Genomic DNA, 24,771 nt, shown 5'->3' with positions numbered 1-24,771 from the left:
TCCCTGTCATCTGTTCTGAGGCCGCAAAACAGCCAGTTATCCGATAGATTAAAATTAAAGTGAAATTAAAGTGGAAATCGGAAGGAAAAGAAAATCGAACTCTTGCAGAAATGCAGTTTTTCATAGCTTACATTTCTCTCTCATTATTCACAAGATTCCGTGATATTTTGTGATCAGTTTCTGAATGATTTCTTACATTATTGTGCCTGAATTTGGTATAAGTCGTCATAATTTATTTCGATATTGAAATTTCGTTATCCAGCACCGGATATTTTTCTTCTCGGTTACGGGATAAACAGCAAAAAATAGTTAAGACATCCGCATCCCTCGGATCTGGCCTGCATGCGCCCGAATAGCTGGCGGCAAAAAGAAAGAACAGGGCATACGATAAAAGCCTGCCCTTGCTTACTTCTCCGTAAACAAGGACAGGCTTTAAAAACAGGAGTGGGTGCAGAGTGCACAGGAGATTAAGAACATCGGTATCTTAGAAGTTGTCTGCGCTCAGAAAGAAAGACGATTTTTCTGGACTCATTCCTCCCAGAGGCTGGCATAAATATTCAGAATATCTGCTTTGCTGACAGGCTTGATGGTGTTGGCAGGCGATCCGCTTTCCAGTGCGTCATCTGCCATCTTTTCAACTACCGCAAAGAACTCATCACGGTTGACCCCGTAGGCTTTTAAAGAAGGAGTTTCCAGTTCTTCAACCAGGATATTTAAGGCTTCCAGGAATTTTTCTGCTGCCACCTGATCGGAATCATCTGCATTTGCCACCCCAACTTCACGACCTAAAATTGCAAATCGATCTACAGCTCCATCACAGGCAAACTGCAGGCAGGCCTTCATTAACATGGCATTGGATAAGCCATGCGCGATATGAAACAGTGCTCCAATCGGGCGGCTCATGCCATGAATAATCGTTACTGAGGCATTGTTGAATGCAATACCGGCTTCCAGAGCCGCAACTGACATCTGAATTCTTGCCTCTTCATTCTGGCCGTCATGGAATGCCTGTGGAAGGAATCTGAAAATTCGCTTCACTGCTGATAAGGCAAAAGTATTCGATAAGGTCTGGGCTTTACGGGAAGTGTAGGCTTCGACGGCATGGCATAAAGCATCCAGGCCAGTCGCCGCTGTAATTTTAGCCGGAGCAGTCATTGTAAACTGTGGATCAATAATTGCAGCCGATGGCATCAGGACTTTTCCTTTGAGCAGCATTTTGACATTGTTGGCAGTATCCGTAATGATCGTAAACTGCGTGGCTTCCGATCCGGTGCCTGCTGTGGTAGGGATGGCGGCCATCGGCGGCATGTGCACGTCAATGACCTGACCAAAATAGTCTGTAATTGGTCCATCATGATGGACCAAAGCCCCGATGGCTTTCATAGAATCAATTGGGCTGCCGCCGCCCAGCGCGATCAAAAAGTCGCAGTTTTCTTCTTTGTATTTCTGTTTTCCCGCTTCGATCATTTTATCTGTCGGTTCGCCAAGAACATCACTGAAAACCGCATAGTCTACGTTCTGGCCCGTTAAGACCTGAGCAACTTTTTCAACATTTCCAAGCTGGATCATCATCGGATCTGTCACAATCAATGCTTTGCTTCCCATCTGGGAAAACAGGCCGGCTGCCTGCTTTAAGGCGCCAGATCCAGAAATAATCTGGCCAGGCATTACAAATTCATTTGCCATAAAACTCTAAACTCTCCTTCTTCTCCTTCTTCTCTTGCTTTTCTTCTTTATAAATAGTGTCCACTGTCTGTCTTGTCTGGACTTGGTTTTGCGCGGACTTGATTTGGTCTGCTCTTTTTTGACCTGGCAGTCTTTCAGGTGTTTTTCCTGACTCTTTTTGGCAGGATCAGTCTTGTCTAAAACTCTGCATCGTGCAGCCAGAGATACCGCTCATCTTCATTGCGATCTGTCTGCAGCCAGGGGTTGTCATCCAGATGACGGATCATCCAGCAGGTATACATCTGAAAGCCCGGTGCCACAGCCTGGGGATGAAGTTCGCCGCCGGGAATGGCTGAGAAACTGTTATTGACGCTTTTAAAGACCTGGTCCCCGACGAAACTGGCACCAAATCCTTCGGGACGGTCAAATTTAAACAGGTAAGTTTCGGGTTGGGGATGACGATGGGGCAGATAGCCTGACCAGTTGCCGCGAGCATTGAGCACTTCTCCCAAAACCATGTTGGATTCCGGGCAGATGTCGTGGTCAAAAATCGTATTGACCAGACGATTTGCGGTATTGCCAAATTTTCCTTTGGAAGAAGCAATCCAGGGGGCATCCTCTGGGCTGTAAAGCCTGCTGGCAAATTCTCTTTCATTCAGGGTTTTCTGAACCAGGATCTCGCTTTCTTCCAGAGCGGTCACCGTAATCTTGTGGTTTTTGCTGGCATGCAAAGCCCAGGGACCCTGAGTAAACACATCCTTGCGGCTGACTGTTTCCTGGTTTCCACCCCAGGCAAAAATGATTTTTCCCGAAAGCAGCAAGACTGCTGTTTCTTCTTTCTCGCTTTCAAAGCTTCGGCTCTGCCCAGCGTAAAGGGTATACAGACGGATATCCATCCGCATGGCCCGATACTCGTTGTCATACGTGGTCAGGACCATTTCGCCATTGGAATCATATTGTGGATATCCAAATACTTTTTCTTCCATATTTTTCATGCTGTTTTTTCTCATTCAATCCTTCTCTTCGATTGCGTCTTTTCGATCCAGAACTGACTGGGACTGGATCAGGACTGTTCCTTTCTGGATCTGCGTCTTCTTTTCTGGCTGATCAACACCAGGCCAATTGTTTTGTTCCAGTCGTCTGGACCTGGCTTTACAGTCCATGATGCTGCTTACTCCAAGTCCAGAAGACTGAAACAATAGCCTGATGGTCTTCTGTTCCGGAATCAGTATTTGCGGGCTTCCGCTCTTCCCTTCAATACTTCCCTGGCTGCATTGCGTACTGATTCTTTCTGGGAAGTGGTTGCAATGCCGACATTCCACCAGGAGTCGTATCCATCGGTCATCGTCTTTGGCAGAACTTTCAAATCAAACAAGCATGGCTTTTTCTGTGTCTTGGCATCCCGGAGAGCGGCTTCGAGTTCTTCAGCCGTCCGGCAGGTGTACGTTTGATATCCATAGCCTTCGCCAATCTTGGCATAGTCGACCGCAATCAAATCCTGTGTCGGTTTGGTGCCATCGGTATAGCGGAATTCAGTAGCCAGTGAACCAATTCCGTGATTCATCTCCAGGTTGTTAATACAGCCAAAGCCGCAGTTATCGAAAACCAGAATATTGACTTTGCGCCGTTCCTGCTGAATGGTCATGATTTCGCTGTGCAGCATCTGGAAACTGGAATCCCCGACCACCGCATACACTTCACTGTCGGGTTCAGCCATCTTCACGCCAAGTGCAGCAGCCACTTCATAACCCATGCAAGAGTATCCATATTCGGCATGGTATCCACCACGGTGATCCGTTTTCCAGACTCGCTGCAGGTCGCTGGGCAGCGAACCGCCGGCAGTAATGATAATGCCGTCAGGATCCATGACCTTTCGCAGGGTGGCTAAAGCAGCAGTCTGCGTCAGGGTTGAATTGTAAAGTTCATGAAACTCTGGAACAGTGCGGGGATCACGCGCTTTAATCGTCGGTTCAAACTCATCACCGGTATAAACCAGGCTGCCAAGTCTTCTCAGCTCTTCTTCCCACTCAGCTTTGGCCGTTTCAATTTCATCGGTATAGCCAGCACGGTAATTGTCTTTACGCAGCATCTCGCCCAGCACCTGCAGGCTGGCTCTGGCATCGCCAACTGCTTTTATGGCATCCATCTTGCCGGCATGGTATCGGTTGTTGTTGATGGTTAAAAACTGGGCAGTGTCTTTGAACAGGCGCTTGGATCCAGTCGTAAAATCCGACAGCCGGGAACCGATAGCCAGAACGACATCAGCCTCTTTGGCAATCCGATTGGCTGCACTCGTTCCTGTGACACCAATTCCGCCCAGGCAATATGGATGACTGGACTTGCAGGCTGATTTTCCGGCCTGGGTTTCCGCAAATGGAATATTGAATTCTTCACAGAATTCTTCGACTTCCTTGCCCGCATCGCTATAGCGCGCACCGCCGCCAACAATCACCAGCGGCTTGCTGGCCTGACGAATCATGTCGGCGAGATCTTCGATTTCTTCCAGATCTGCAGTCGGGCGCGTCACCCGGTGAATGCGCTTTTTAAAGAAAGAATCCGGGAAATCATACGATTCGCCTTCAACATCCTGAGGCAGCGCGATGCAGACGGCACCTGTTTCGGCTGGGTCGGTGAGCACGCGCATGGCATTGATTAAAGCGGTCATCACCATCTCTGGACGCTGAATACGGTCCCAGTATTTGCATACCGGTTTAAAGGCATCATTGGTCGTTGTAGCCAGGGAATTGCTCTGTTCAAGCTGCTGAAGGACAGGATCAGGCTGCCGGGAGGCAAAAGTATCGGCCGGAAAAACCAGAAGCGGGATGTTGTTGACTGTGGCTGTAGCACAAGCCGTCACCATATTGGCTGCTCCGGGCCCGACCGAGGAGGCACAGGCAATAATTTTCCGGCGATTGTTCTGCTTTGCAAAAGCTGTAGCCACATGGCACATTCCCTGTTCATTGCGCCCCTGCATGACCCGCAGATGGTCGGGATTGGTGTCAAGGGCTTCGCCGAGCCCGACAGCAATTCCATGGCCAAAGATTGTGAAGAATCCTTCAACAAATGGTGTTTCGACACCATCAACCAGGATGTACTGATTATTCAGAAACTTGACAATTGCCTGAGCAGTCGTCATACGTGTAGTGTTTTCCATCTTTCTTTTTTCCCTGACTTTCTTTAGACACGGGCAATCATTTCCCCATACAGTTCTTTTTCTTCGGCAATAAATGCGGCAACCTGTTTTGAATCAGGAAGATCATCTGAGCAGTTATTGGCCCGGACCATCATGGATGCTTCTGCAGAGCCGAATTCCAGGCAATCGATCACAGGCCAGCCCTGGAAAAGACCATACAGGAAACCGGATCCATATCCATCGCCGCCGCCAAACCCTTTGCGGGCAGCAACCGGGAATGGCTTAATGGAAAAAGCCTGTCCATCATTGGTGTAGGCTGTTGAGCCTTCCATGCCATGCTTGATGACAACAATTTTCGCGTTCTGATTTTGCCAGTACCGGGCACTTTCCTGATCACTCATGGAAGGCTGGATGAGTTTTTCGGTTAAGTCAAATTCCTCACGGCTGCCCATAATAATGTCAGCTTCCTTGGCCAGTGCATTGTAGTAAATGGCAATCTCGTCAGCATTTTTCCAGTTGTACTCTCGATAGTCGATATCAAAGATAATCAGTGTGCCATTCTTGCGGGCCAGCAGAGCGGCCTTAATTGCTGCCTCACGAGAGGGGCTCTGGGCCAGGGCGGTTCCGGAAATCAGGATCGCCTTGGCGCTTTTGATGTAGTCTTCGTCAATATCGTCAACCGACAGCTGCAAATCAGCTGCCATGTTGCGATACATCAGAATGGAGGATTCTTTCGGGCTGAGCATTTCTGTAAAAGTCAGGCCCAGCTTTTCTCCGTTTGTACAGCGTGTAATCTGAGAGGTGTCGATTCCTGCTTCATGGAAATAGTCGACGACGTAGTCTCCAAACTGATCATCTGAAACTTTGCCGATGAAGCCGGCCTTTAATCCATGACGCGTAATCCCAACCGCAATATTGGCAGGCGACCCGCCGACGAACTTTTCAAAATAGTGAACATGCTTTAACGGCTTAAACTCTTCCTTCACTTCTTCGGAATAAGCAGGATTAAAATCAATGGCGACCCGGCCCAGCAGGATCAGATCCAGGGGTCTGGTCTGGTCAATTTCGATATAGTTCATGCACTTTCTTCCTTTTCCTTGTCCTTTTTCTTTTGACCTTTTCAAAAAGAAAGGCTGGCCAGACCGGCCGCCTTTCTGCCCTGAGCAGCCAGGGCAGATTCTGCAAATGCAATCCGGCTGGCCGCCTTTACAGAATCTCCTTTTTTCTTGCTGGAATTTCCTTTCTCTTTGTCCGGCCTGGCCGATCTTCTTCTGACCCTTCCAGACCGCTTTCCATTTTTTGTTCTTTTTTCTATTCTTATTTAATGTTTTTTTGTTTTGATGCGATTCGAATCTTTCGATTGTCTATGCTGTTTGCCACTTTCTGTTTACACTTTGCTGCCGCTTCTTACGCTTTGCTGCCGCTTCCTTTTTTGCCTTCTTTTCCAGTTTTCTTTCCGGCGCCTGATGCTGAAGCGAAAGTTCATTCAGTTATCCAGCAACCAGCGACTCGATACGGGAAATCAGGCAAGGATTTCGCTGATTTTAACCGGACGGTGTTCTTCGAGCGACTTCTTGGCAGCAAGGCCCATCAGAACTGGCTTAAGACCGTCGTCAACACCAAGCGGGGTATCTGTATCGGTTTCAATGGCATGGATGAAAGCCTTGACTTCATTGGCATAGGCATCCATGTACCGTTCCAGGAAGAAGTAGAGCGGCTTTTCCGAAGTAATTCCCTCTTCATTGGCAATCACGGCTTTGGTTGCGCTGTCGTTGCCAGTCGATACCATTCCTTTAGAACCGAACACTTCGGCGCGCTGGTCGTAGCCGTACACTGCTTTACGGGAGTTGTCGATGACAGCCAGTGAGCCGTCTTCCATCTCCAGCGTGATAATAGCCGTGTCCACGTCGCCGGCTTCACCAATAGCAGGATCCACAAGATTAGCCGCAGCCACATAGACTTCTGTGGCATCGCAGCCAGCCAGATAACGAACCATGTCGAAATCATGAATGGTCATATCCAGGAAGATCCCGCCGGAAACTTTTACGTATTCTGGTGCAGGTGGTTCCGGGTCACGGGAAGTAATCTTGATGATGTGCTTTTCACCGATCTTGCCGGCATCGACAGCCTTTTTCACTGCCTGGAAGTTGTGGTCGAAGCGGCGGTTAAAGCCTACCTGGTATTTCACGGGATTTTCATTCAATGCAGTAATGACTTCCTGAATTTTAGTGATGTCATGGTCGATTGGCTTTTCACAGAAGACATGCTTGCCAGCTTTAATAGCTTCCACAGAAATGGGGGAATGCGTGTCGGTAGAAGAGCAGATCAGGACTGCATCGATTTCTGGATCATTGAGGATGTCTTTGTAGTTTGTGGTGACGTTTGCGATGCCATTTTCTTTGGCCCAGGCTTCGGTTTTTTCATTCATGAATGGATCTGCAATTGTTTTGGTGACGGCTTCTGGAACCTGAGTACGGATGCTCTGGGTGTGTACACGGCCGATTCGTCCGGCGCCGATAATTCCTACTGTTACCATGGGGGGTCTCCTTTTTCTCTTTGAGCGAGTGATTTCTATTTCTTTCGATTTTCTTTTTCTGTTTTCTCTTTTACTGGTTTTGAATCCAATTTTCTTCGATTGATAAGCTGCTGGTATTGGGCAGTTTCTGAATTCAAATTCTGTTTTTTTGTCTTTACAGCGATACGGTCTGTGCTTAGCTTACTTTTTCAGCTTATCGGCTCTGCCAGCCCCTGAAAGCATCTGGCATGCGGCCGGATTTAAAATCTCTGGACTGACTGGATTAAAGACCGGCTTTCGAGGCGATATAACGGCGGGCTTTGAGGGCGTACTCCAGAGGATTGGCTTTTGCTGGGTCCTGTTCGGCTTCCACTAACATGTACCCTTTATAGTCGGAGCGATCGAGACTCTGGAAGATCGAGGCAAAATCAATGCATCCATCTCCCGGAATCGTGAAGGCACCAAGACGAACGCCATCGAGGAAGCTGAGATTTTCATCTTTGACTTTTTCAACAAGCTGTGGGCGGATATCTTTGAGGTGAACATGGCGGATACGATCTGCGTATTTGTTCACCATTTCTACAGGATCATATCCGGCATAGGCAAAGTGTCCGGAATCATACAGCAGGCTGACGTATTCGGGATCCGTCTGGCTGAGCAGGCGTTCCACTTCATCATCGTTTTGAACAACGGTTCCCATGTGATGATGGAAAGTCATCGTAATGCCGTATTCTTCTTTTGCGAGTTTGCCCAGTCTGTTCAGGCCCTCTGTCAGCAGCTTCCACTCTTCTTCATTCATCACATGCTTGTGGCCAAACACAGGGGTATCAAGCTGGCCCTGGACGGAATAGCTCTGTTCCGAAACGCCAATCACTTTGGCGCCGAGCGCTTTCAGGAAGCTGAGCTGAGTCCGGAATTCCTGCTCAACTTCTTCATACGGACGAGTCAGCAGGAAGGAAGAGAACCACTGATTGCAGATCTCCAGCCCGCGCAGATCCAGGGCTTTTTTCAGGGCAGCAGGATCTTTCGGGTATTTGTTTCCGACTTCGCTGCCGGTATAGCCGGCCAGAGCCATTTCGCTGACACACTGTTCGAAGGTGTTTTCGGCGCCAAGATCGGGCATGTCATCGTTGGTCCATGCGATTGGCGCAATTCCGATCTTTACATTTTCTGCACTTAACATAAATTTATTTTTTCCTCTCTTTAATTTCTTTTTCAGTTTTTTTAAGGTACCTTTCCTTAACTGGCTATAAGATACCATCGGGCAATGGACAAAAAAACGGGAACCTTTTTAGATTCAGGGGTATTTTTTCTGGCGAAATTTCCTGATCTAAATTTTAGGTTCCCTGTTTTGGGTCTTATTTTTGGATTGATGCTCCCGGGTCCTGCGATTGTGCTGTTTTTCGAAAAGAAGCCGGACTCTGGCCCGTCATCTTCTTAAATGTTTTTGAGAAATAATGATAGTCGTTGAAACCGGATCGTTCGACGACTTCCTTGATTTTCAGGTTGGTACGCATGAGCAGACCTTTGGCAAAATCAATCCGCATCTCCAGAACGTAAGCTGCAAATCCGATTCCCATCTCTTTTTTGAACAAATAGGAGAGATAGGCAGCGTTCAGCCCGGCATATTCAGCTGCATCTGCCAGTCCGATCGGTTCTCTGAAATGGATGCGGATATACTCCACAACCTGTCGGACCGATGGCGAAACATCATCAGAAAGATCCAGACCGCGCAATTCAAAACAGTGAACATGAAGACTGTCCAGCAGACTTTCCAGCAGACTTTCCACCTTCTCAAGCCGGACCAGTCTGGCATACTCGTCTCTGGAGCGTTTAATAACCAGCTGCTCATCAAGATCCTTCAGCCAGAGCTGAACCAGTTCTGGTTCAGTTCTTTCCAGCTCTACAGCAGCCATCACGGCCTGATAACTCTGGTCAAATCCTTCCTGGTCCTGATGGAAAACCAGGTCTTTGACCTCTTTTAAAAACTGTCTGGCCGCAGGAGGAAGAGTGCGGGTGCAAGGATGGTTTTCGTCATAGTACAAAATCTTGCCCTGCTGGTAAAAAGCCAGCTTGCTCATTGCCCTGGCTTGTTGGTAGGCTTCTTTGAGGCTGTCCGGGCCAAAACAGATCGAAGAAACAGATGTTTCCAGATCATATTCCTGCTCCTGACAAGCCGAAAAACAAATGGCCGCCAGCCGGGTGAGATTTTGCTGCATCAAAGACTGCTTGAGCAGACGGCTTAAATCGACAAAACATGCAAACAGTCCATCTCCAAGATAGACGCACTCAGTGTTCTGGCTTTCCTGCCTGTCCTGGAGTCGATACGACAGATGGGTTAAAAACTGGCGGGCTTTTTCCGACATTTCTTCCGGCGAAAATTGATAGCGAAGCCATGGCCAGTCCGGATTGCTCATCAAAATTACCCCAGTGGTATCATAGCGACGGAAAATCTTTGCGTTGATCCGTTTGGCTTCCAATTCTTCTTGCGAGTACTCCCCAAACAGCCGCGCGCTGAAATACCCGGACTTGCGCAGCTGCAGACCTTCTTCAATCAAAGACTGCGCACTGTCTGCTTCCTGATACTTTTCTTTGCGTCTGTTCAGCGCATTGGCAGTCTTTCCAAGCAGCTCATAGAGAGAGTCTTCATTCAGGCTGTTTTTCAAAACATATTCATCCGCGCCAAGGCGCATGGCTTCCTTGACATATTCAAAGTCATCATGGCAGCTCAATACAATGATATACAGCGAGCGATTATGTTCCCGTACTTTTCGAATGAGATCGATCCCATTCATCAAGGGCATTGAAACATCCGTCACCAGCAATTCAGGCTGGAGTTCATCCAGCACTCTGAGCGTCTCTTCCCCATCGCGGGTATCTCCGATGATTTCGAAACCAGCCCGTTTCCAGGCTTTCAGAGATTTAAGATAGGTGCGGACCAGAAAGTCATCATCTGCAATCAGCGTTCGAATCATGCTTTTTTTCTCCTTGTCTCTTGATGACCCAGGGCATAGCGTTCCGGGTCATACGTAATGGGCAGGCTGATTTTTACAGTGGTAGAAATCTCATCACTTTCAAAATAGATGCCTGCATGGCGGCCATAGTAAAGTTCCAGACGTTCCATGACATTTCGGATGCCAATCCCGGACAAGCCATGGGTTTTCTTCAAATCGGCCGCCATCATTTTCTGAATCTGTTCTTCCGTAATGGGTCTTCCGGTATTGTGAATCAACAGCCACAGGCGGTCTTCTTCAATCCACGCCTTCACATCAATGTGATTGAGATGGTTTTTGAAGTCGAGTCCATGCAGGATTGCATTTTCAATAAAGGGCTGGAGCAGCAGGCGCGGAACATAACACTTTTCAGCCTGTAAAGGAATTGAGTATTTCGTCTCAATTGGGTCTTCATAGCGCATCTGCTGTAATGCCATATAGCTTTGGATAAAGTGAATTTCTTCGGCGAGTGTGACAAAGGCTCCTTTGCGGTTGATGCTGGCCTGCAGCAGCTCAATAAAGTCGTCAATCAAGGCTGCAATCTCATTCTCTCCCTTTAAAAGGGCTTTGTATTTAATTGAATTCAGTGTGTTGTACATAAAATGCGGCGTGATCTGATACTGCAGAGCATTGAGTTCCGCATCTTTTTTGAGCAGTTCTTCTTTCAGAACCTGTTCGATAAGATCCTGGATCTGGTCCAGCATGTGATTGAGGGCAGCGGACAGTTCCCCTATTTCATCCTGGCTGGTGACTGCCGATCGAATTTCCAGCTCACCGTCACTCACCTGCCGCATGGTGTCAGCCAGCTGCTCCATCGGTTTATACATCCGCCGCAATACCAGAACCACCGCTGCTCCCGCCATCATCAAGACTGCCAGTAAAATAGCCACCAGAAACAGCCGCAGTTCATGCAAATCCTGGAGAATTTCTTTTTTGGGCGTTTCCACAAAAAATCGCAGACCGGAAAAGGGAGCTCGATGGGTAATCGAAATGGACTGTCCATCCTGATTGTGGGATGCCGTTGTTCCGTTGACTGTCGACAGAGTCCCGTTTTTAAAAAGCTCGCCGACAGTCCGGCGGTTGGGTGAAGAAACCACCTGACTGTGATCGTCTACCAGGACAGCCTGAATCTGGTCCTTGTTGAACGAGCTTAAGTAGTCGTAGTACAGCTTTCGCTCATCCAGATTGCCCATCAGATATCCAATCGTTTTGCCATCCGACTGGACAGGACTGATTAAAGCAAGAATGGAAGAAGTTGACAGCGAAGGATCTGTCAGTAAAACCGGAGTCATTGGCTGACTGGCTGCCGCAACAATGGTTTCAACCGTATTTTCTGAAAGATCTGAGCGTACAGCCGGATAGTCTTTTGAAGTGATCAGCATTTTTTGCGCCGGAAAAAGCAGAAAAAGCGAACTGGCATCCGGAATGGTTGCTCTCAGTTCTCTCAGACTGGCAGCCAGTCTGGACGCTGCCTGCTCACTGTCACCTTCCTGCAGCACGTTTTGGGTCAGGTCAACCAGTTCGGAAGAGACGGCAGCCTGAACCACCTGGACGTAAATCTTTTCGAAGGTATTGTCCAGCGTCTGCGCTTTCTGGACGATCTGGCTGGATTGACTTTCGATATAATTGTCTTCAATCATCGTAGCGGAACGATTGTAAAACAGGATGGTAATCGTTGTGGCAAGCAGGATCAGCAGGATGGAGACTGCTGTCAGGACTTTTGTCTGCATTTTATGAAACATCAGATTCCTCCTGTTCAGGATGATCGGCACGCCAGGCTTCAACTGTATCCTGGGTTAAAATCGGTGCAGGAATGATCAGATCTTCCATTTCACTGATCCTGCCTCCCTGAGCCTGAATCTGGCAGATTGCTTCAATTGCCTCCTTGCCAATCAGGTAGCCGGACTGGGCAGCAACCGCTCCAAGACTGCCATCTTCTAATGCGTCCAAGGCATCCTGCTGGGCATCAAAGGTCATCAGGATAATTGAAGTATCTTTCAGGGAATCTCGGAGTCCCAAAGCCGTGACGGCAGAAGTTGCAAGAATTCCGTCTAGCTGGGGATAGGTTTCCATCAGCTCATCAATCGCCTGCTCAGATAACTGCAAATTGGAATAGCCGCTTTGAGCGAAGGCAATTTCAATTCCATTGGCCATCAGTTCGCTGACCATGCCCTCCAGCCGGCTTTGATTGGATTCCTGTTCCAGGTTTCCGGTAATTAATCCGACACAACCAGATCCGCCAAGCTGACTGACCATTTCTTTTGCCAGCTGTCTTCCCGCCTCATAGCTGTCAATTCCGATATAGGGAATGTTCTCCTGGCACAGTCGGGTATCAAAAGCCACAATTGGAATTCCCTTCTTCCGGGCTGTTTCTATATAAGCGGCATCCGTTGACTGCAGCGGAGAGACCAGAAGAACATCAAAGTCTTCCTGCAGACAGTCCTCAATCAGCCGGTTTTGCATCGGGGTATTGGTTTCAAGATCCGGTGAAAGCAGCGTCACGCTGACATTGCTTTTGCGGGCTGCCTCGTCGATTCCGGATTCGACCGACAGCCAGTACTCACTGCCGCTCGACTTTGTAATAACGCCAATGCGCAGCCATGGACTATGGGAACTGGTCTGTTGCGGCTGGACGGTTGCAGCAACGGCTGTCAAAATCAGGCTGACAACCGCAATTCCAAAGGCAATCCCCCAGATTTTCTTCTGAAAAGATCGATTCATCTCCCAACCCTCCTTCCTTTGCCTGCTTGCTTTCTATTTTCATTTTCTTTCACTATTTCCTTTTCCTTCCTCTGCTGGCTCTTCCTCTGCTGGCGGCTCTTACCGGCTTTATGATCTGGTTTCTTGGACCCATTTTGACGTACGCTTTTTCCAGAAAAGCCGGATCTTCTATAACTCATTCTTTATCTGTAGTTCCCGCGTTTTTTCTAACCAGGGCACTATATTTAACAAGCGATTTATCTGTATATTACTTTAATTAAAGTATATTCAGAATATTTAATTATCTGGTAAGTCTCAAATAGAGTTACTTCATGGTTGGAATTAATTCTAACCATGAAGTAACTCTATTTGAGACTTTTAAGAGTGGCATATACTTCTGAATCCCCATAAATAAAGTGAAATTTAGGTTTACTAATTTTTGTCAGGATTTCCTGGGTAGAAAAGTTTCGGGAACTACAGTTTATTCTCTTCAAATCTATTTGTTCTGACAACGCCAAAAAAGCACGCCGTTTATGTGCGTACTTTTTGAATGAATTACAGAATTCCGTAGGCTTCACGTTCGGTCAGTTCATCCATAATATCGTCATACTGCTTATCGAGCTGATACATCAGCAAAGTGACAACAGCACAGGCGGCAATGATCAGCGGTCCAAATTTATAGATCGAAACAATCATATTCAATGCACTCTGCGGCTGGCTTACAGCGACCGCTGAAGAAGAAATATATCCGGCCATTGCCAGCAGACCCGTCATCATGGCTGAGGCCACCCCGGAGCCAACCTTTGTTCCGATTGAACCGCCTGCAAAAATCAGACTTTCCTGACGGATATGGTTTTTCCACTGGCCATATTCAACGACATCCCCAATCATGCCAAAGACAACGGCGTTGAGCGGCGCCAGGCCAATGCCGCGGATAATGCAGCTAAACAGGAGCATATAAAAATTGTAGGGAGCAAAGAAGAACAGCATCTGGCCAAACAGGGCAACCAAAGCTCCCATCAGGGCGGCATTCCGTTTTCCGAACTTCCTGATCAATGGTGTACACGCAAAGATGCAGCCTACCAGAACCAGTGTTTCAGTCAGATACAGCGTAGAATACATCCAGGTATCGTTATGGAAAATATACTTGCAGTAATACGGCAGGATCGTGCCTGAAATCCCAAACGATACACTCTGCAGCATCCACAGAACCAGAACCAGCCAGAAATAGCGATTTGTAAGCAAAGCTTTAAATCCTTGACGGAACGGAACATTGCCCGCTTCCTGGCGTCCTTTGATCACCACGGTTTCTTTGGAATGAATAAAGCAGTTAACCAGCAGAACCAGAGCGATGACTGCCCAGATCGACATGGTCTTAATCCAGGCTGCCTGATCGTCGCCCATCAGCTTGACCAGTGGAAAAGTGCAGGTTACGGCCAGAATCCGGCCCAGCGGTGATAGTCCCATCCGGACAACACTGAGCATATTGCGTTCATCCGATGAACGAGTCATCATGGCTGACAGGCTTCCATACGGTAAATTGATGGCTGTATAACAAACTGTGCAGCAGAAGTTGTAGGTGACAAAAATATAAATTGCCTGAACCATGGCCGTGGATCTGGGCACCGTAAACAACAGCACCGCCGAAATGGCATACGGGATGGCCATCCATAAAATCCATGGCCGTGACTGACCGAATTTTGATTTGGTCCGATCGACGATCATGCCCATAATCAAATCCGATACTCCATCAAAGATACGGCTGATCAGCATTATCAGACCGACCGTTGCGGGATTTACACCGGCATAATCCGTATAGAACAATGTCAGCAGGGTGCCGACCATACCAAATACAACATTACACGCAACATCTCCCCCCGCATAGGAAATCCGGGTACTCCAGGAGAGCTTGCCAGTTTCTTGATTCTTGTCTTTCATCATTTCTTCTATCTCCTTGTGAAAATGGAAGGTGCGCGCATCTGCCTTTCCTATAACCATCTGAAGAATACCAATCCGTAAGCCTTTACAAAATTCAGGTATTTTTTGGAAATGGGTTTTTATTTTCGGATTTGGATAGACTCTTTTTTCATAATGGGTCATTTTTTTAGGTCGGCAGGTCTTTGGGCCAGACAGAAAGCTTAAAAGATAGATCTGATGCTTATTCTCCCCATCTTTAGAGATGTTAAAAAGAATGTTTGTGCTGGCTTTGGTCCTCGTTTATCCGTTCCCCGCACAAAAAGAATGAAACAGACAGAAAAAAGATTTGATTGCCAACTGAAAATCAGGTAAGATATCTTCACGTGCCCGAGTGGTGAAACTGGTAGACGCAGTGGACTCAAAATCCACCGGTAGCGATACTGTGCCGGTTCGAGTCCGGCCTCGGGCACCATTTTTATAGAAACAACAAGGAGCAGCAATGATTTTCGCGAATCATTCCTGCTCCTTTTTTCTGTTTTATTCCCCTTTGGGTTTTCTGTTCTGGTATCCGTTCCAGCTTGCAGAGGACATCAAGAAAGGGCCGTAACCATTTTGCTGGCTGCGGCCCGTTTCTGCTCATTTTGATTCTATTGTTGATGAGGACGTCAGATCAAAAGATCGGAACCCCGGGACTGAGAGTCTTCTGGGATTGCCTGCGCTTTATTGGATACGACCTGCTCTTCAGTCACTTTCCTGCTCATTTTGATTTGATGAATCGGAAATCTATTCTGGATCAAAATCAATTTCACCTTCAAACAGATCAAAATCCAGTTCCTGATCGAAATCAAAGTCCTGTTGTGGATCGGGCTGGGCAGGCATTTCTGAACTGACCTTGATTTCCATGCGCTCCATCCTGGGCAGAGCAGCTTCAAAATGAATTTCGCCACTCTTTCTTGCAGGATTGACCTGCTGATCAGGAAATGACATCTGATCAAAGGGTTTCTGGAATCGATCAAGAGACAAATCCAAGTCTTCAAGTCCGTATTCCTGTCTGAGGTATTCTTTTGCTTTTTCTTCTGCTTCTCTTTGGATCCTTTCGAACGATCTTCCCTCCAGTTTCTCTTCCTCTTCTTCTGGCAGACTGGAAGATAAGGAAGCAAAGTTCTGGGGCTGGCAAGCCGTACGCAACGACTCTGGTTTCTGATCTTCCGATTCGATTGCTGAATCCAGCAAAGCTTCAGGCAGACCATCGGTTTCGACTGCTTCAGCAACCTGCCAGGCCTTAACCGGAAGACTGGAAACGTCAGGCTGGTCTTCGAATAAGGGTTTGCCAGCCGCATGTTCAAACTGAATGGAGAACAGGCTGCGAAGGGCCATAAACTGTTCCCGCTGATCAGTGCAGATCGACTCGCTCAGACCAATAATTTCCACCTGTGGAAATTCCTGATGACCGGACTGGATCAGATCATAAATCGACGAGGAAATGGAGGAACGGCCGAGAGCATCAGTCTGCTTGCCATGAAAAATATACAGTCCCGTGATTTCATCGTCCGGATCCATCGTTGACAAAGAAAACAGATACTTATACACCAATGGAATGACCTTATAATCCCGGACATTGCGATAGGTCGTATATTTGGCATCCCCAAGAATATACCTGGCTCCCTTCCAGCGCTCACTCTCGATTTTGATGACATAGTCTGGTGTATAGTAACGGCCGCTTGTCGGTTCCCCCCAGCCGCGCGGAAAGGAGAGGGATGTATTGCGGACCAGGTTGCAGGAACTTTTCATCGCCCGTTTCTGGTTGTAGATGACTGGCTGATAAAAAAGTGTAATCCGGACGTCTTCGCGCTGGTAAACGAAGACATTGTTGATGCTTGGCGGCTCATAAAAGGTTTCGTCCTGGCGGTTTGCCAGAATCCGCCGGGCAGAAACAAGCTGGAAATCCCAGTCCAGAAAGAACCGGCCAAGCTTGCTGAGAACATACACCTCGTAAAGGGTCGTGATCTGTAAAAACGTCGTCGCAAAGCGGATATCCGCCGCACCGACATTGCGCATCGCAAACCACTGGCCGATCGAGCCAAAAATCTGGCGATAGCCAGGAATCTGGCTAAACGTGGGCGTCATCTTGGGCAGGCTGGTCAGTTCAAAAGAGCTTGCCGGAATAATCGAGGCATAGATTTCATAAAGTCTTGAGAATTCTTTTTGCAATGACTTCAAATCGCTCATCATATCCTGCAACGTTAAGGAAGTCGCCCTGGCCATATAGGTCGATGAGGTCACAAAGGGGCCGCTGGAGTGGAACCGTATGGGAAGCTTGTCGATATAGGCTTTGATCGACGGGATCATATTGTTTGTCTCTTTAATGATGGCCTGCAAAAAGGAAAGAATGATCTGGTTTTCATAAACATCCGTATTTTTTTCCCTGACTTGCGAACCAAGACGGGCCAGATCCGGCACATAAAGTCGATGACCAATGCGCACTCCGCTGGCCATGGCCGTTTGCTGCAAGGATTCCGGATGGCGGTTGAGCTGCTGGAGCGTGCGGCCATTCAGAGGCTGACGATTGTCCAGACGGGCTGTGGAGCTGGTTTTGGGGTTAATCCGGATCATCCGCCAGGCTTTTTCAAGCAGGATACCAGTCTGCTTGAGCAGACGGATCTTGTCTTCCATGGAATACTGGCCATAGCCATAATGATTGGTCAGATTGATATAGTCTTTTTGAGTTCCATATAAAAGCATCCGGTTGTTGCGGGCGGCATAACTGCCCATTGTATTGACAGAAAAGTTTTCGTCATCCGGACGGACCATGATCTGGAAATATTCTGATTTCAGGCGGACCGGACCTTCACTGGTTTTGAAGATCAGCGCAATACTGGAAAGGCCAAAACTGTCCGCAAAAATCCGCTCGCCATTTCCTGGCAGATGAAAATTGATGTTGCCAGAATGCGCATGAAAAGTGTGGGGCGCTGGATACCCGTTGATCAGAATCTCCAGCGAGCGGATATCGGTGGTATTGGCAGTCAGAAGCTGAGCCGAATAAGGGCGGTTGGCAAAAACCTTAATATCCGGAATCCGGGTCAGCTCAGCCAGCGGCTGATGAACAGAAGCGGGATGCAACTGCAGTTCGATCAACTCCTGGCTTTCTTCACTGGACAGCCTTAATTTGTACTCGCGCATCAGAAGAACTGGTAATACTGCATGGAGTCGTCCCCTTTCTCCATGATTTCTTCCAGCTTAGCTTGGCAAAGGGACAGATTGTTTTCTTTGAAGAAGTCCAGCATCTCGGCGAGCAGCTGACGAAAGCGCTCCGAGGTGCCGTTGAGTGATGGCATCATTCTCTGTAAAATCGCATAGTCTAATGCAACCAGGGCGCCCGGACGCAGTTCACTTTCCGCTTCAAACCAGCGCGCCCCACTCAGAATATAGCGGCGCATCGCCAGCTGTGAACGGATGGAAACAGGAACACCGGCTTGAGTAAAGAGAGTCTGAGCCTGTCTGAACAAAGCTTCAAGAGATTCTGGCAAGTCCAGAGTGGTTTCGAGAGGTTCAAAAGCCTCCTGGAGCTGATCGAAAGTAAATAACTGCTCCTCCAGAACACTGCCTGCAGCCGCCTGGATCAGGCCGGCATCCAGAGTGATGTTATGTTCAGGCATAGAGATGACAAAGGCCCGGTCTAACAGTCTGGAAGAAATCGGCTCGGTGGTGTGATCGTTTTGAATCGTGGCTGCAAAATGAAGAGCCTGTGGAATTGCAAGCCGATAGCCCTCACCCAGATTGAGCGTGCCGCGCACGAGGCCTGGATCATCCTGATCCATCGCCATGAAGTCGGCCCAATAGTATTCCATGCTCGATAAGTTGGCATCATCCAGCAAAACAAGGGCTGGAAGCATTTTTTCCTGGTGTGGACTTCGAGATTCCATATCCAGAATCGAAAGCAGATCAAACAGCTCTGGACTGGCTTTATCAAACGTTCGAGTCAGCGAGTTATAGAATCCGATCAGATCGCGCCGGCTGGTCCACCCGCGCTCCACACTGATCGAAACAAACCGGCCGCAGTAGGGAAAATCCGGATGATTGAGACGCAGTGCCTCCGGCTGGCACAGACTGAGCACATCGGCAGTGATTTCGTTGAGTGAAGTTTTGCCAGATCCTGGCCGGCCGGTAAAAATCGTCAGAAATGACTGGCTCAGACAGATCAGTACGTTAAGGATTTCATTATCCGTATATTCCGGGCGCCGCTGGCGGAAGCTGTGCTTAAGCTGCAAAATGGTTTGGGCGGCATCCAGTGTGGAAACCGGAAGAGTCGCAATGGCTTTGGCGGCCATGGCATATTCTTCTTTCATCTGCCGCTGCTGGCTTCTGGCTGTCTGTTCGAGGAAGCGTTCGGAAATTAGATTATCGAAGGTCATTTCCAGCACTTTACTGGCGGAATTGGCCAGGATGGAATCTAACTGTTCCTGCAGGCCTTCCAGCCGCATGCTTAACTGGTTGCTTTGTTGAAGCTTGCGGGAATTTTCAGCCTCGAGATATTCGCTTTGCCGTTCGAGATCGGCCAGATTGCTGGCAAGACCAGTCGTGCGCAAAATTTCCTGCAGCCGCTGTTCTGAAGACTGGCGGACCTGTTCAAGGTGGGCAATCTGGTTGTTGTATTCTTCCAGACGCCTTGCCGGGTTGAGCCGCTCCAGTTCAGCCACCTGCTCAGTCAGTGCAGCTTTCTGTCTGGACAGAGTATTCAGTTCACTTTTGTATTTGGTTTCAAGCGCAGCGAATTCACGGAAGGTTCCAATCTGGTCTAAGAAATCTTCATCTTCACTCAGTGCCCGGATCACAGAGGCATAAACCTGCTGATCCTGAAAGTTCAAAAGCAGACTGCCGACGAGTTTTCCGATCTGGTCAAGAGTGGCATCAAAGCGCTCGGTCGAACTGAGAACATCTTCCAGTTTCCGAGCTCTTGCCTTTGCGACTTCTTTGGAGACTGTTCCGCCTGAAAGCAGACTGTTGGTATACACACTGATCATGGAGGACGCTGCCTGCTCATCAAAGCGGTATTTATTGGACATGCGTCGTTTCATTGTCTCTTTAAAGTTGTCAATCAGATCCTCCAGTGAAATCAGATCATAAGCGTAAGGAGTGATGTCATCGCCGGCAATCGGGGCATAGCTTCTAGTGACATCTTCCTGGTCCAGTACAACATAGTGGCTGGGAATGCCGTTTGCATATTCATAGCCGTGAATCAGATGATTGGTTTTTTCCGGATTTGGCCAGACAAAAAACAGGTCCCGGTCCTCGTCATAACGAACTTTATACGGTCCGATCAGAACATTGGACTCTTCAATCGGAATGAGAATTTCCATGCCTTCATTGACATTGGGAGAATCAATCCAAAGACAGCGATCGGTTTTCCAGTCCCCTTCAATGGCTTCTCTGTCCAAAACGTAATACAGGCCTAAATCTTCCATCCGTCTTACGGTTGAACCAAAGTTGCGGGAAACATCCAGCTTCCACGCTGTCGGATAGCGAAAGCCGTCCGCTTTTAAATTGGGCTGTAAATCATCAAAAGAAAAATCAAGCAAAATATCGTCTCCATCCTGAAACAGATCTTCTAAAGAAAAGCTGGGTGAGGTGGAAACCAGGTTAATGTTTAAATACTGTGATTCTGGTAAAAGCCTGCGAATGTCCGACTGGGACAGATATACAAATTCGTCTCCAACCAGCCGGTAGCCGGGATAAAAATTGACATAATACCCGTTCTTACTGCTGACCTTAATTTCTCCAACATATGTTTCCATAGGTCAAACCTTTCTAACCGCTTTCAGCGGTGTACCTCTCTATGGTATCCATAAATTCTCTGAGCGACACGTGTTTTTGACGAATTTCTTTTTTCTTTAGCATTCATGGCAACTCACCACCGATTTGAGAGAGGATTCCCTGCTGTTTTGGGATGGTGAGTTTTTCGTTTCTTCATCTTTTTAAACAGATCCGGGCATATTTTCCATCCTTGTTTTTTGGATCTTACGCAAATGTAGTTTTTAACACGAGTAATCCTAGCGAATGAATAAGCTTGCATCATTCATATTGTTGATTAAATAATCAATACCTAATTCGAGATGAGTTGGCCTATCGCATCTTGGGTTATTGGGCTTAGCGGCAATTGCTATCGTCGATAATAATGATGATAGCTAAACACAATATTTGCGTAAGAGCCTGTTTTTTGAATTCTTGTCATATTCTTTTCAGACTTCATATATTTTCTTTCATATATTTTCTCTTTGCGCTCTGAATCGAGTAGGTAGCATCTAAGCCCCTCTCACACCACCACGGCATGCCGATCGGCACCGGGCGGTTCGTTCTAATGCCTCATGAAACTGTGTTGAGATCTGTGTGAAGTAGTCCTCAATGGCTTGGAGGCCCTTTCTTTTCAGATGCTCGTTTTTGATATACCTATTCAAGAATGTTCTTGAGCATCGCACGTATCCCTGTCTGGCACACGCATAGGAATGGGCTTTGTCTTTGGGACATCCCAACTTGATCAAGCCCCATTCCTTCTTTTTGATGCTCTTCCACTGCTTCCATATGATGCTTCTGATCCTGCGTCTTAGTCTCTGGTCCAGTTTTCTCATCTGGCTTTTGGGAATATACGCTGATCTGAAGTAGTTACACCATCCTTGGATGGCCTGGTTGACCTTCGTAATTCGGTCGTTCAGGGCGATGCTCCAGTTTCTCTTTGTTAGCTCGATGATTTTCTCATTAAGACTCTCCAGGGACTTCAGGTGGGCTGTCGCTGTCCATTTACCCTTGTTTACCTTGAATCCAAAGCCCAGATATTTGATTTCATTAGGTCTGGCGACTTTAGATTTCGTTGTATTAACAATCAGTTTCAGCTTCTTTTCCAGGAAGTTACTATATGATTTCATAACTCTGTTCGCTGCAGCTTCTGATCTGACATAGATGAGCATATCATCCGCATATCTTGTGAAGTTTAACCCTCTTTTCTCAAGTTCTTTATCAGCTTGGTCGAGGAATAAATTTGCCAGTACCGGTGACAACGGGCCGCCCTGTGGAATTCCGACTTCCGTTTTGACCACTTCTCCCTTGATCTTTACCCCGGCGGTAATGAATTTTCTTGTCAGTGCTGTTACGGCACTGTTTTTGAAGGTGTTGTCAATCAGTCGGATTAGTCTATCTTGGTCTACTGTATCGAAGAATTTTCTCAGGTCGATATCGACAATCCAGTCATACCCGTCGTTCATGAACTCAAGGCCTCTAAGGATTGCCTGTTCGCATCTTTTGTGTTTTCTGAACCCGAATGAGCCTGCGCTCATATCGAAGTCTTTGGCATAGTCAAAATAGTTGGCAAGGCAGGCCTGTACGACTCTGTCTCTGGCTGTGGGAATATTCAGCCCCCTCTTCGTTCCGTCCGGCTTGGGAATATCTACTCTTTTGGCCGGTGCAGGTTGATAGGTGCCGTTGAGAATATCGCTTCTCAGCTCTTCCCAATATTCTGACGGGCAGGGCGGCAGCTGTCTGGCTCTGATGCCATCTATACCTGCGGCCCCTCCATTCTTTCGAACCTGCTTCCATGCTCTGGTCATATTCTCCATGGAGAATATTTCCTGCATTGTCAGAAGCTCGGTACCGAATAGTGATAATTGTTCCATGGCTGCTCCTTTCTCTGACGTGATTCCGTGCTGCCCTCCCCTACTCATTTTCAGGCTTCTGGGTTTGTCCTTCCTGCGGACTTGTACGCACGAAATGCATTATTGATTGTTACAGCTGATTAGTACGTTCGGCCCTTCGCTCCGTCCCCATTACGGGACTTCCTCGCTACTATGGCCTCTGCTGACTTCCTGCCATTCGTTGTTACTACCAAGAATGCCGCGGTGGCTTGGCGGACTTCTTCGCTGACAGGATCTCCCCGGGTAAGGTCACACATCTTTTCTTCCATATACCCGCCGCATTTACCCCAGACAGTTCTCCGCAACTATTAAGATTTGCGCTGTTCGGCACGCTCGTCTTCGTCTGTTGGCCTTATACGATTCGTGTTCCTCGGGCCGGAAGTTTGCCTTTAGCTTCTTTCAAAGTTCTGTTGCCAGTTGACCCCTTGCCTCAGGCTAATGGTTAGCGGTTGCGATGATACGCTCCCATAGTGGACTTTCACCACCTAGATGTGTGCCATGCCGGGCACACCAAAAAAAGGTTTCCTGGAGTCAGGAAACCTTGGATGGAAAAAGAAATAGGGTTGCAGCGGATGTAAAGAGAATCCGTTGATCTGCTGATGGACATTATCGATCAGTGCTGAGAAGCATCAAGCTTGTCGTCATGAACGAGAACGTCATGCGCACCGCCTTCAGAAATAGAAGCCGCAGAAACCAGAGTCACTTTGGCATTTTTCTGGAAATCACGCAGATTGGTGAATCCACAGTTGCACATGGTGTGCTTGATCTTGGAGATCGTCAGACCTACGTTATCAGCCAATGCGCCGGCATATGGAACATAGGAATCAACACCCTCAACAAAGGACATTTTTCCGCCATCCCCGCCGACATCATAACGCTGCCAGTTTCTGGCTCGGGCAGAACCTTCGCCCCAGTACTCTTTCATATAGCTGCCGTTGATCGTAACGATCTTGCTGGGCGATTCTTTGAAGCGGGCAAAGTAGCGGCCCAGCATACAGAAGTCAGCACCAAATGCTAAAGCCAGCGTCATATGGTAGTCCTGAACGATACCGCCATCAGAGCAGATGGGAACGTATACGCCAGTTTCTTCGAAGTATTCATCACGGGCTTTAGCGACTTCGATGGTTGCAGTGGCCTGACCACGGCCAATTCCCTTCTGTTCACGGGTGATACAGATGGAGCCGCCGCCGATTCCAATTTTAACGAAATCTGCGCCAGCATCGGCAAGGAAGCGGAAGCCATCGGCATCAACAACGTTGCCCGCACCGATTTTAACGGTGTCACCGTAAGTATCCCGAACCCATTTGATGGTTTCAGCCTGCCAGCAGGAATATCCTTCAGAAGAGTCGATGACCAGGATATCAGCACCCGCTTCAATCAGAGCCGGGATTCTTTCTTTATAGTCACGAGAGTTGATGCCCGCACCGACCAGATAGCGCTTGTCGTTATCGAGAACTTCATTTGGGTTCTCTTTGTGTTGTTCATAGTCTTTACGGAAAACGAATGCTTTTAAGTGTCTTTCGTCATCGACAATTGGCAGCTGGTTCAGTTTATGATCCCAGATCATATCATTGGCTTCGGACAGTGTGATGCCATCTTTGCCGACGATCAGCTTGTCGTACGGAGTCATCACTTCTTTAACGAGGGTATTGTCCAGATCGATTCTGGATTCACGGAAGTCACGGGAAGTCAGGATGCCGACGAGCACACCATCTTTTTTACCATTGTCGGTAACAGCCATTGTGGAGTGGCCAGTTTCCTGGCGCAGACGGATGACGTCACGCAGAGTTGCATCTGGAGAGATGTTGGAGTCAGATCCGGTAAAGCCGGCTTTGGTGGCTTTGACCTGGCGGATCATGTTGGCCTGGCTTTCGATAGACTGGCTGCCAAAGATGAACGAAATGCCGCCTTCACGTGCCAGTGCAACAGCCAGTTCCGGTCCGGAAACGGACTGCATCACCGCAGAGGTTAAAGGAATATTTAACGACAGTGCTGGTGTTTCACCGCGTCTGAATTTGACCAGCGGTGTTTTCAGGCTGACTTTATCGGGTGTGTCTTCAGGTCCGGTATACCCTGGGACAAGCAGGTATTCCGCAAACGTTCTGGATGGTTCCTTGAAAAATTTTGCCATGGATTTGTTTCCTCCCTATCGTTTTCAACAGAATCTGA

15 protein-coding genes and 1 tRNA gene are annotated in these 24,771 nt (G+C 47.9%); 1 reads left to right on the top strand and 15 read right to left on the bottom strand.

Going from position 1 to position 24,771, the window contains the following annotated elements; genetic code table 11:
• Positions 1-528: 528 nt before the first annotated feature.
• From U4956_RS13715 to U4956_RS13665, 11 genes are all read right to left on the bottom strand, one after another.
• Complete coding sequence (locus U4956_RS13715; RefSeq protein ID WP_323091275.1) at positions 529-1,686, bottom strand: iron-containing alcohol dehydrogenase; 1,158 nt, start codon at positions 1,684-1,686, stop codon at positions 529-531.
• A 176-nt stretch (positions 1,687-1,862) separates the two neighbouring features.
• The gene (locus U4956_RS13710) at positions 1,863-2,675 is read right to left on the bottom strand and encodes a 5-deoxy-glucuronate isomerase (RefSeq protein ID WP_323091274.1); all 813 of its coding nucleotides are present in this window, start codon (positions 2,673-2,675) and stop codon (positions 1,863-1,865) included.
• Positions 2,676-2,828, bottom strand: a complete 153-nt coding sequence (locus tag U4956_RS13705) for a hypothetical protein (RefSeq protein ID WP_323091273.1) — start codon at positions 2,826-2,828, stop codon at positions 2,676-2,678.
• 62 nt (positions 2,829-2,890) lie between these two features.
• Positions 2,891-4,819 carry a 3D-(3,5/4)-trihydroxycyclohexane-1,2-dione acylhydrolase (decyclizing) gene (iolD, locus tag U4956_RS13700; protein ID WP_323091272.1) on the bottom strand — a complete coding sequence of 643 codons (1,929 nt, stop codon included), beginning with the start codon at positions 4,817-4,819 and terminating at the stop codon, positions 2,891-2,893.
• A gap of 23 nt (positions 4,820-4,842) precedes the next feature.
• Positions 4,843-5,877: a 5-dehydro-2-deoxygluconokinase gene (gene iolC / locus U4956_RS13695; RefSeq protein ID WP_323091271.1), complete on the bottom strand. Its 1,035-nt coding sequence runs from the start codon at positions 5,875-5,877 to the stop codon at positions 4,843-4,845.
• Between the two features lie 443 nt (positions 5,878-6,320).
• Complete coding sequence (iolG, locus tag U4956_RS13690; protein ID WP_323091270.1) at positions 6,321-7,334, bottom strand: inositol 2-dehydrogenase; 1,014 nt, start codon at positions 7,332-7,334, stop codon at positions 6,321-6,323.
• A gap of 262 nt (positions 7,335-7,596) precedes the next feature.
• Positions 7,597-8,496, bottom strand: a complete 900-nt coding sequence (iolE, locus tag U4956_RS13685; protein WP_323091269.1) for a myo-inosose-2 dehydratase — start codon at positions 8,494-8,496, stop codon at positions 7,597-7,599.
• Positions 8,497-8,671: 175 nt separating this feature from the next.
• The gene (locus U4956_RS13680) at positions 8,672-10,288 is read right to left on the bottom strand and encodes a response regulator transcription factor (RefSeq protein ID WP_323091268.1); all 1,617 of its coding nucleotides are present in this window, start codon (positions 10,286-10,288) and stop codon (positions 8,672-8,674) included.
• Positions 10,285-12,048 (bottom strand): sensor histidine kinase, encoded by a 1,764-nt coding sequence (locus tag U4956_RS13675; protein ID WP_323091267.1) that lies wholly within the window; start codon positions 12,046-12,048, stop codon positions 10,285-10,287. Before U4956_RS13675 ends, U4956_RS13680 begins: the two co-directional genes overlap by 4 nt.
• The gene (locus U4956_RS13670; protein WP_323091266.1) at positions 12,038-13,027 is read right to left on the bottom strand and encodes a substrate-binding domain-containing protein; all 990 of its coding nucleotides are present in this window, start codon (positions 13,025-13,027) and stop codon (positions 12,038-12,040) included. The genes U4956_RS13675 and U4956_RS13670 overlap by 11 nt, the downstream gene beginning before the upstream one ends.
• Before the next feature lie 534 nt (positions 13,028-13,561).
• Positions 13,562-14,947, bottom strand: coding sequence for an MFS transporter (locus U4956_RS13665; RefSeq protein ID WP_323091265.1), 1,386 nt, complete (start codon positions 14,945-14,947; stop codon positions 13,562-13,564).
• A gap of 361 nt (positions 14,948-15,308) precedes the next feature.
• Between U4956_RS13665 and U4956_RS13660 the strand changes: the two genes are divergently transcribed.
• Positions 15,309-15,395: transfer RNA gene (locus tag U4956_RS13660), tRNA-Leu, on the top strand.
• 311 nt (positions 15,396-15,706) lie between these two features.
• Here U4956_RS13660 and U4956_RS13655 read toward each other — a convergent pair.
• The 4 genes from U4956_RS13655 to U4956_RS13640 all read right to left on the bottom strand — a co-directional run bounded on the left by U4956_RS13655 (position 15,707) and on the right by U4956_RS13640 (position 24,733).
• Positions 15,707-18,058 carry a nuclease domain-containing protein gene (locus tag U4956_RS13655; protein WP_323091264.1) on the bottom strand — a complete coding sequence of 784 codons (2,352 nt, stop codon included), beginning with the start codon at positions 18,056-18,058 and terminating at the stop codon, positions 15,707-15,709.
• A gap of 44 nt (positions 18,059-18,102) precedes the next feature.
• The gene (locus U4956_RS13650) at positions 18,103-20,715 is read right to left on the bottom strand and encodes a hypothetical protein (protein ID WP_323091263.1); all 2,613 of its coding nucleotides are present in this window, start codon (positions 20,713-20,715) and stop codon (positions 18,103-18,105) included.
• A gap of 507 nt (positions 20,716-21,222) precedes the next feature.
• Entirely contained in the window at positions 21,223-22,584 is a 1,362-nt protein-coding gene (gene ltrA / locus U4956_RS13645; RefSeq protein ID WP_323091262.1) for a group II intron reverse transcriptase/maturase, read from the bottom strand.
• A 631-nt stretch (positions 22,585-23,215) separates the two neighbouring features.
• Positions 23,216-24,733: an IMP dehydrogenase gene (locus U4956_RS13640; protein WP_323091261.1), complete on the bottom strand. Its 1,518-nt coding sequence runs from the start codon at positions 24,731-24,733 to the stop codon at positions 23,216-23,218.
• Positions 24,734-24,771 lie beyond the last annotated feature (38 nt).

The organism is Allobaculum sp. JKK-2023 (genome assembly GCF_034745455.1).
Taxonomy (GTDB): domain Bacteria; phylum Bacillota_I; class Bacilli_A; order Erysipelotrichales; family Erysipelotrichaceae; genus Allobaculum.
This window is presented reverse-complemented; position numbering and strand designations above follow the sequence as displayed.

Bases quoted from the DNA above. Each gene is read 5' to 3' on its own strand.
- U4956_RS13715 (WP_323091275.1), bottom strand. From the start codon at position 1,686: ATGGCAAATGAATTTGTAATGCCTGGCCAGATTATTTCTGGATCTGGC.
- U4956_RS13710 (WP_323091274.1), bottom strand. From the start codon at position 2,675: ATGAGAAAAAACAGCATGAAAAATATGGAAGAAAAAGTATTTGGATAT.
- U4956_RS13705 (WP_323091273.1), bottom strand. From the start codon at position 2,828: ATGGACTGTAAAGCCAGGTCCAGACGACTGGAACAAAACAATTGGCCT.
- iolD (WP_323091272.1), bottom strand. From the start codon at position 4,819: ATGGAAAACACTACACGTATGACGACTGCTCAGGCAATTGTCAAGTTT.
- iolC (WP_323091271.1), bottom strand. From the start codon at position 5,877: ATGAACTATATCGAAATTGACCAGACCAGACCCCTGGATCTGATCCTG.
- iolG (WP_323091270.1), bottom strand. From the start codon at position 7,334: ATGGTAACAGTAGGAATTATCGGCGCCGGACGAATCGGCCGTGTACAC.
- iolE (WP_323091269.1), bottom strand. From the start codon at position 8,496: ATGTTAAGTGCAGAAAATGTAAAGATCGGAATTGCGCCAATCGCATGG.
- U4956_RS13680 (WP_323091268.1), bottom strand. From the start codon at position 10,288: ATGATTCGAACGCTGATTGCAGATGATGACTTTCTGGTCCGCACCTAT.
- U4956_RS13675 (WP_323091267.1), bottom strand. From the start codon at position 12,048: ATGTTTCATAAAATGCAGACAAAAGTCCTGACAGCAGTCTCCATCCTG.
- U4956_RS13670 (WP_323091266.1), bottom strand. From the start codon at position 13,027: ATGAATCGATCTTTTCAGAAGAAAATCTGGGGGATTGCCTTTGGAATT.
- U4956_RS13665 (WP_323091265.1), bottom strand. From the start codon at position 14,947: ATGATGAAAGACAAGAATCAAGAAACTGGCAAGCTCTCCTGGAGTACC.
- U4956_RS13650 (WP_323091263.1), bottom strand. From the start codon at position 20,715: ATGGAAACATATGTTGGAGAAATTAAGGTCAGCAGTAAGAACGGGTAT.
- ltrA (WP_323091262.1), bottom strand. From the start codon at position 22,584: ATGGAACAATTATCACTATTCGGTACCGAGCTTCTGACAATGCAGGAA.
- U4956_RS13640 (WP_323091261.1), bottom strand. From the start codon at position 24,733: ATGGCAAAATTTTTCAAGGAACCATCCAGAACGTTTGCGGAATACCTG.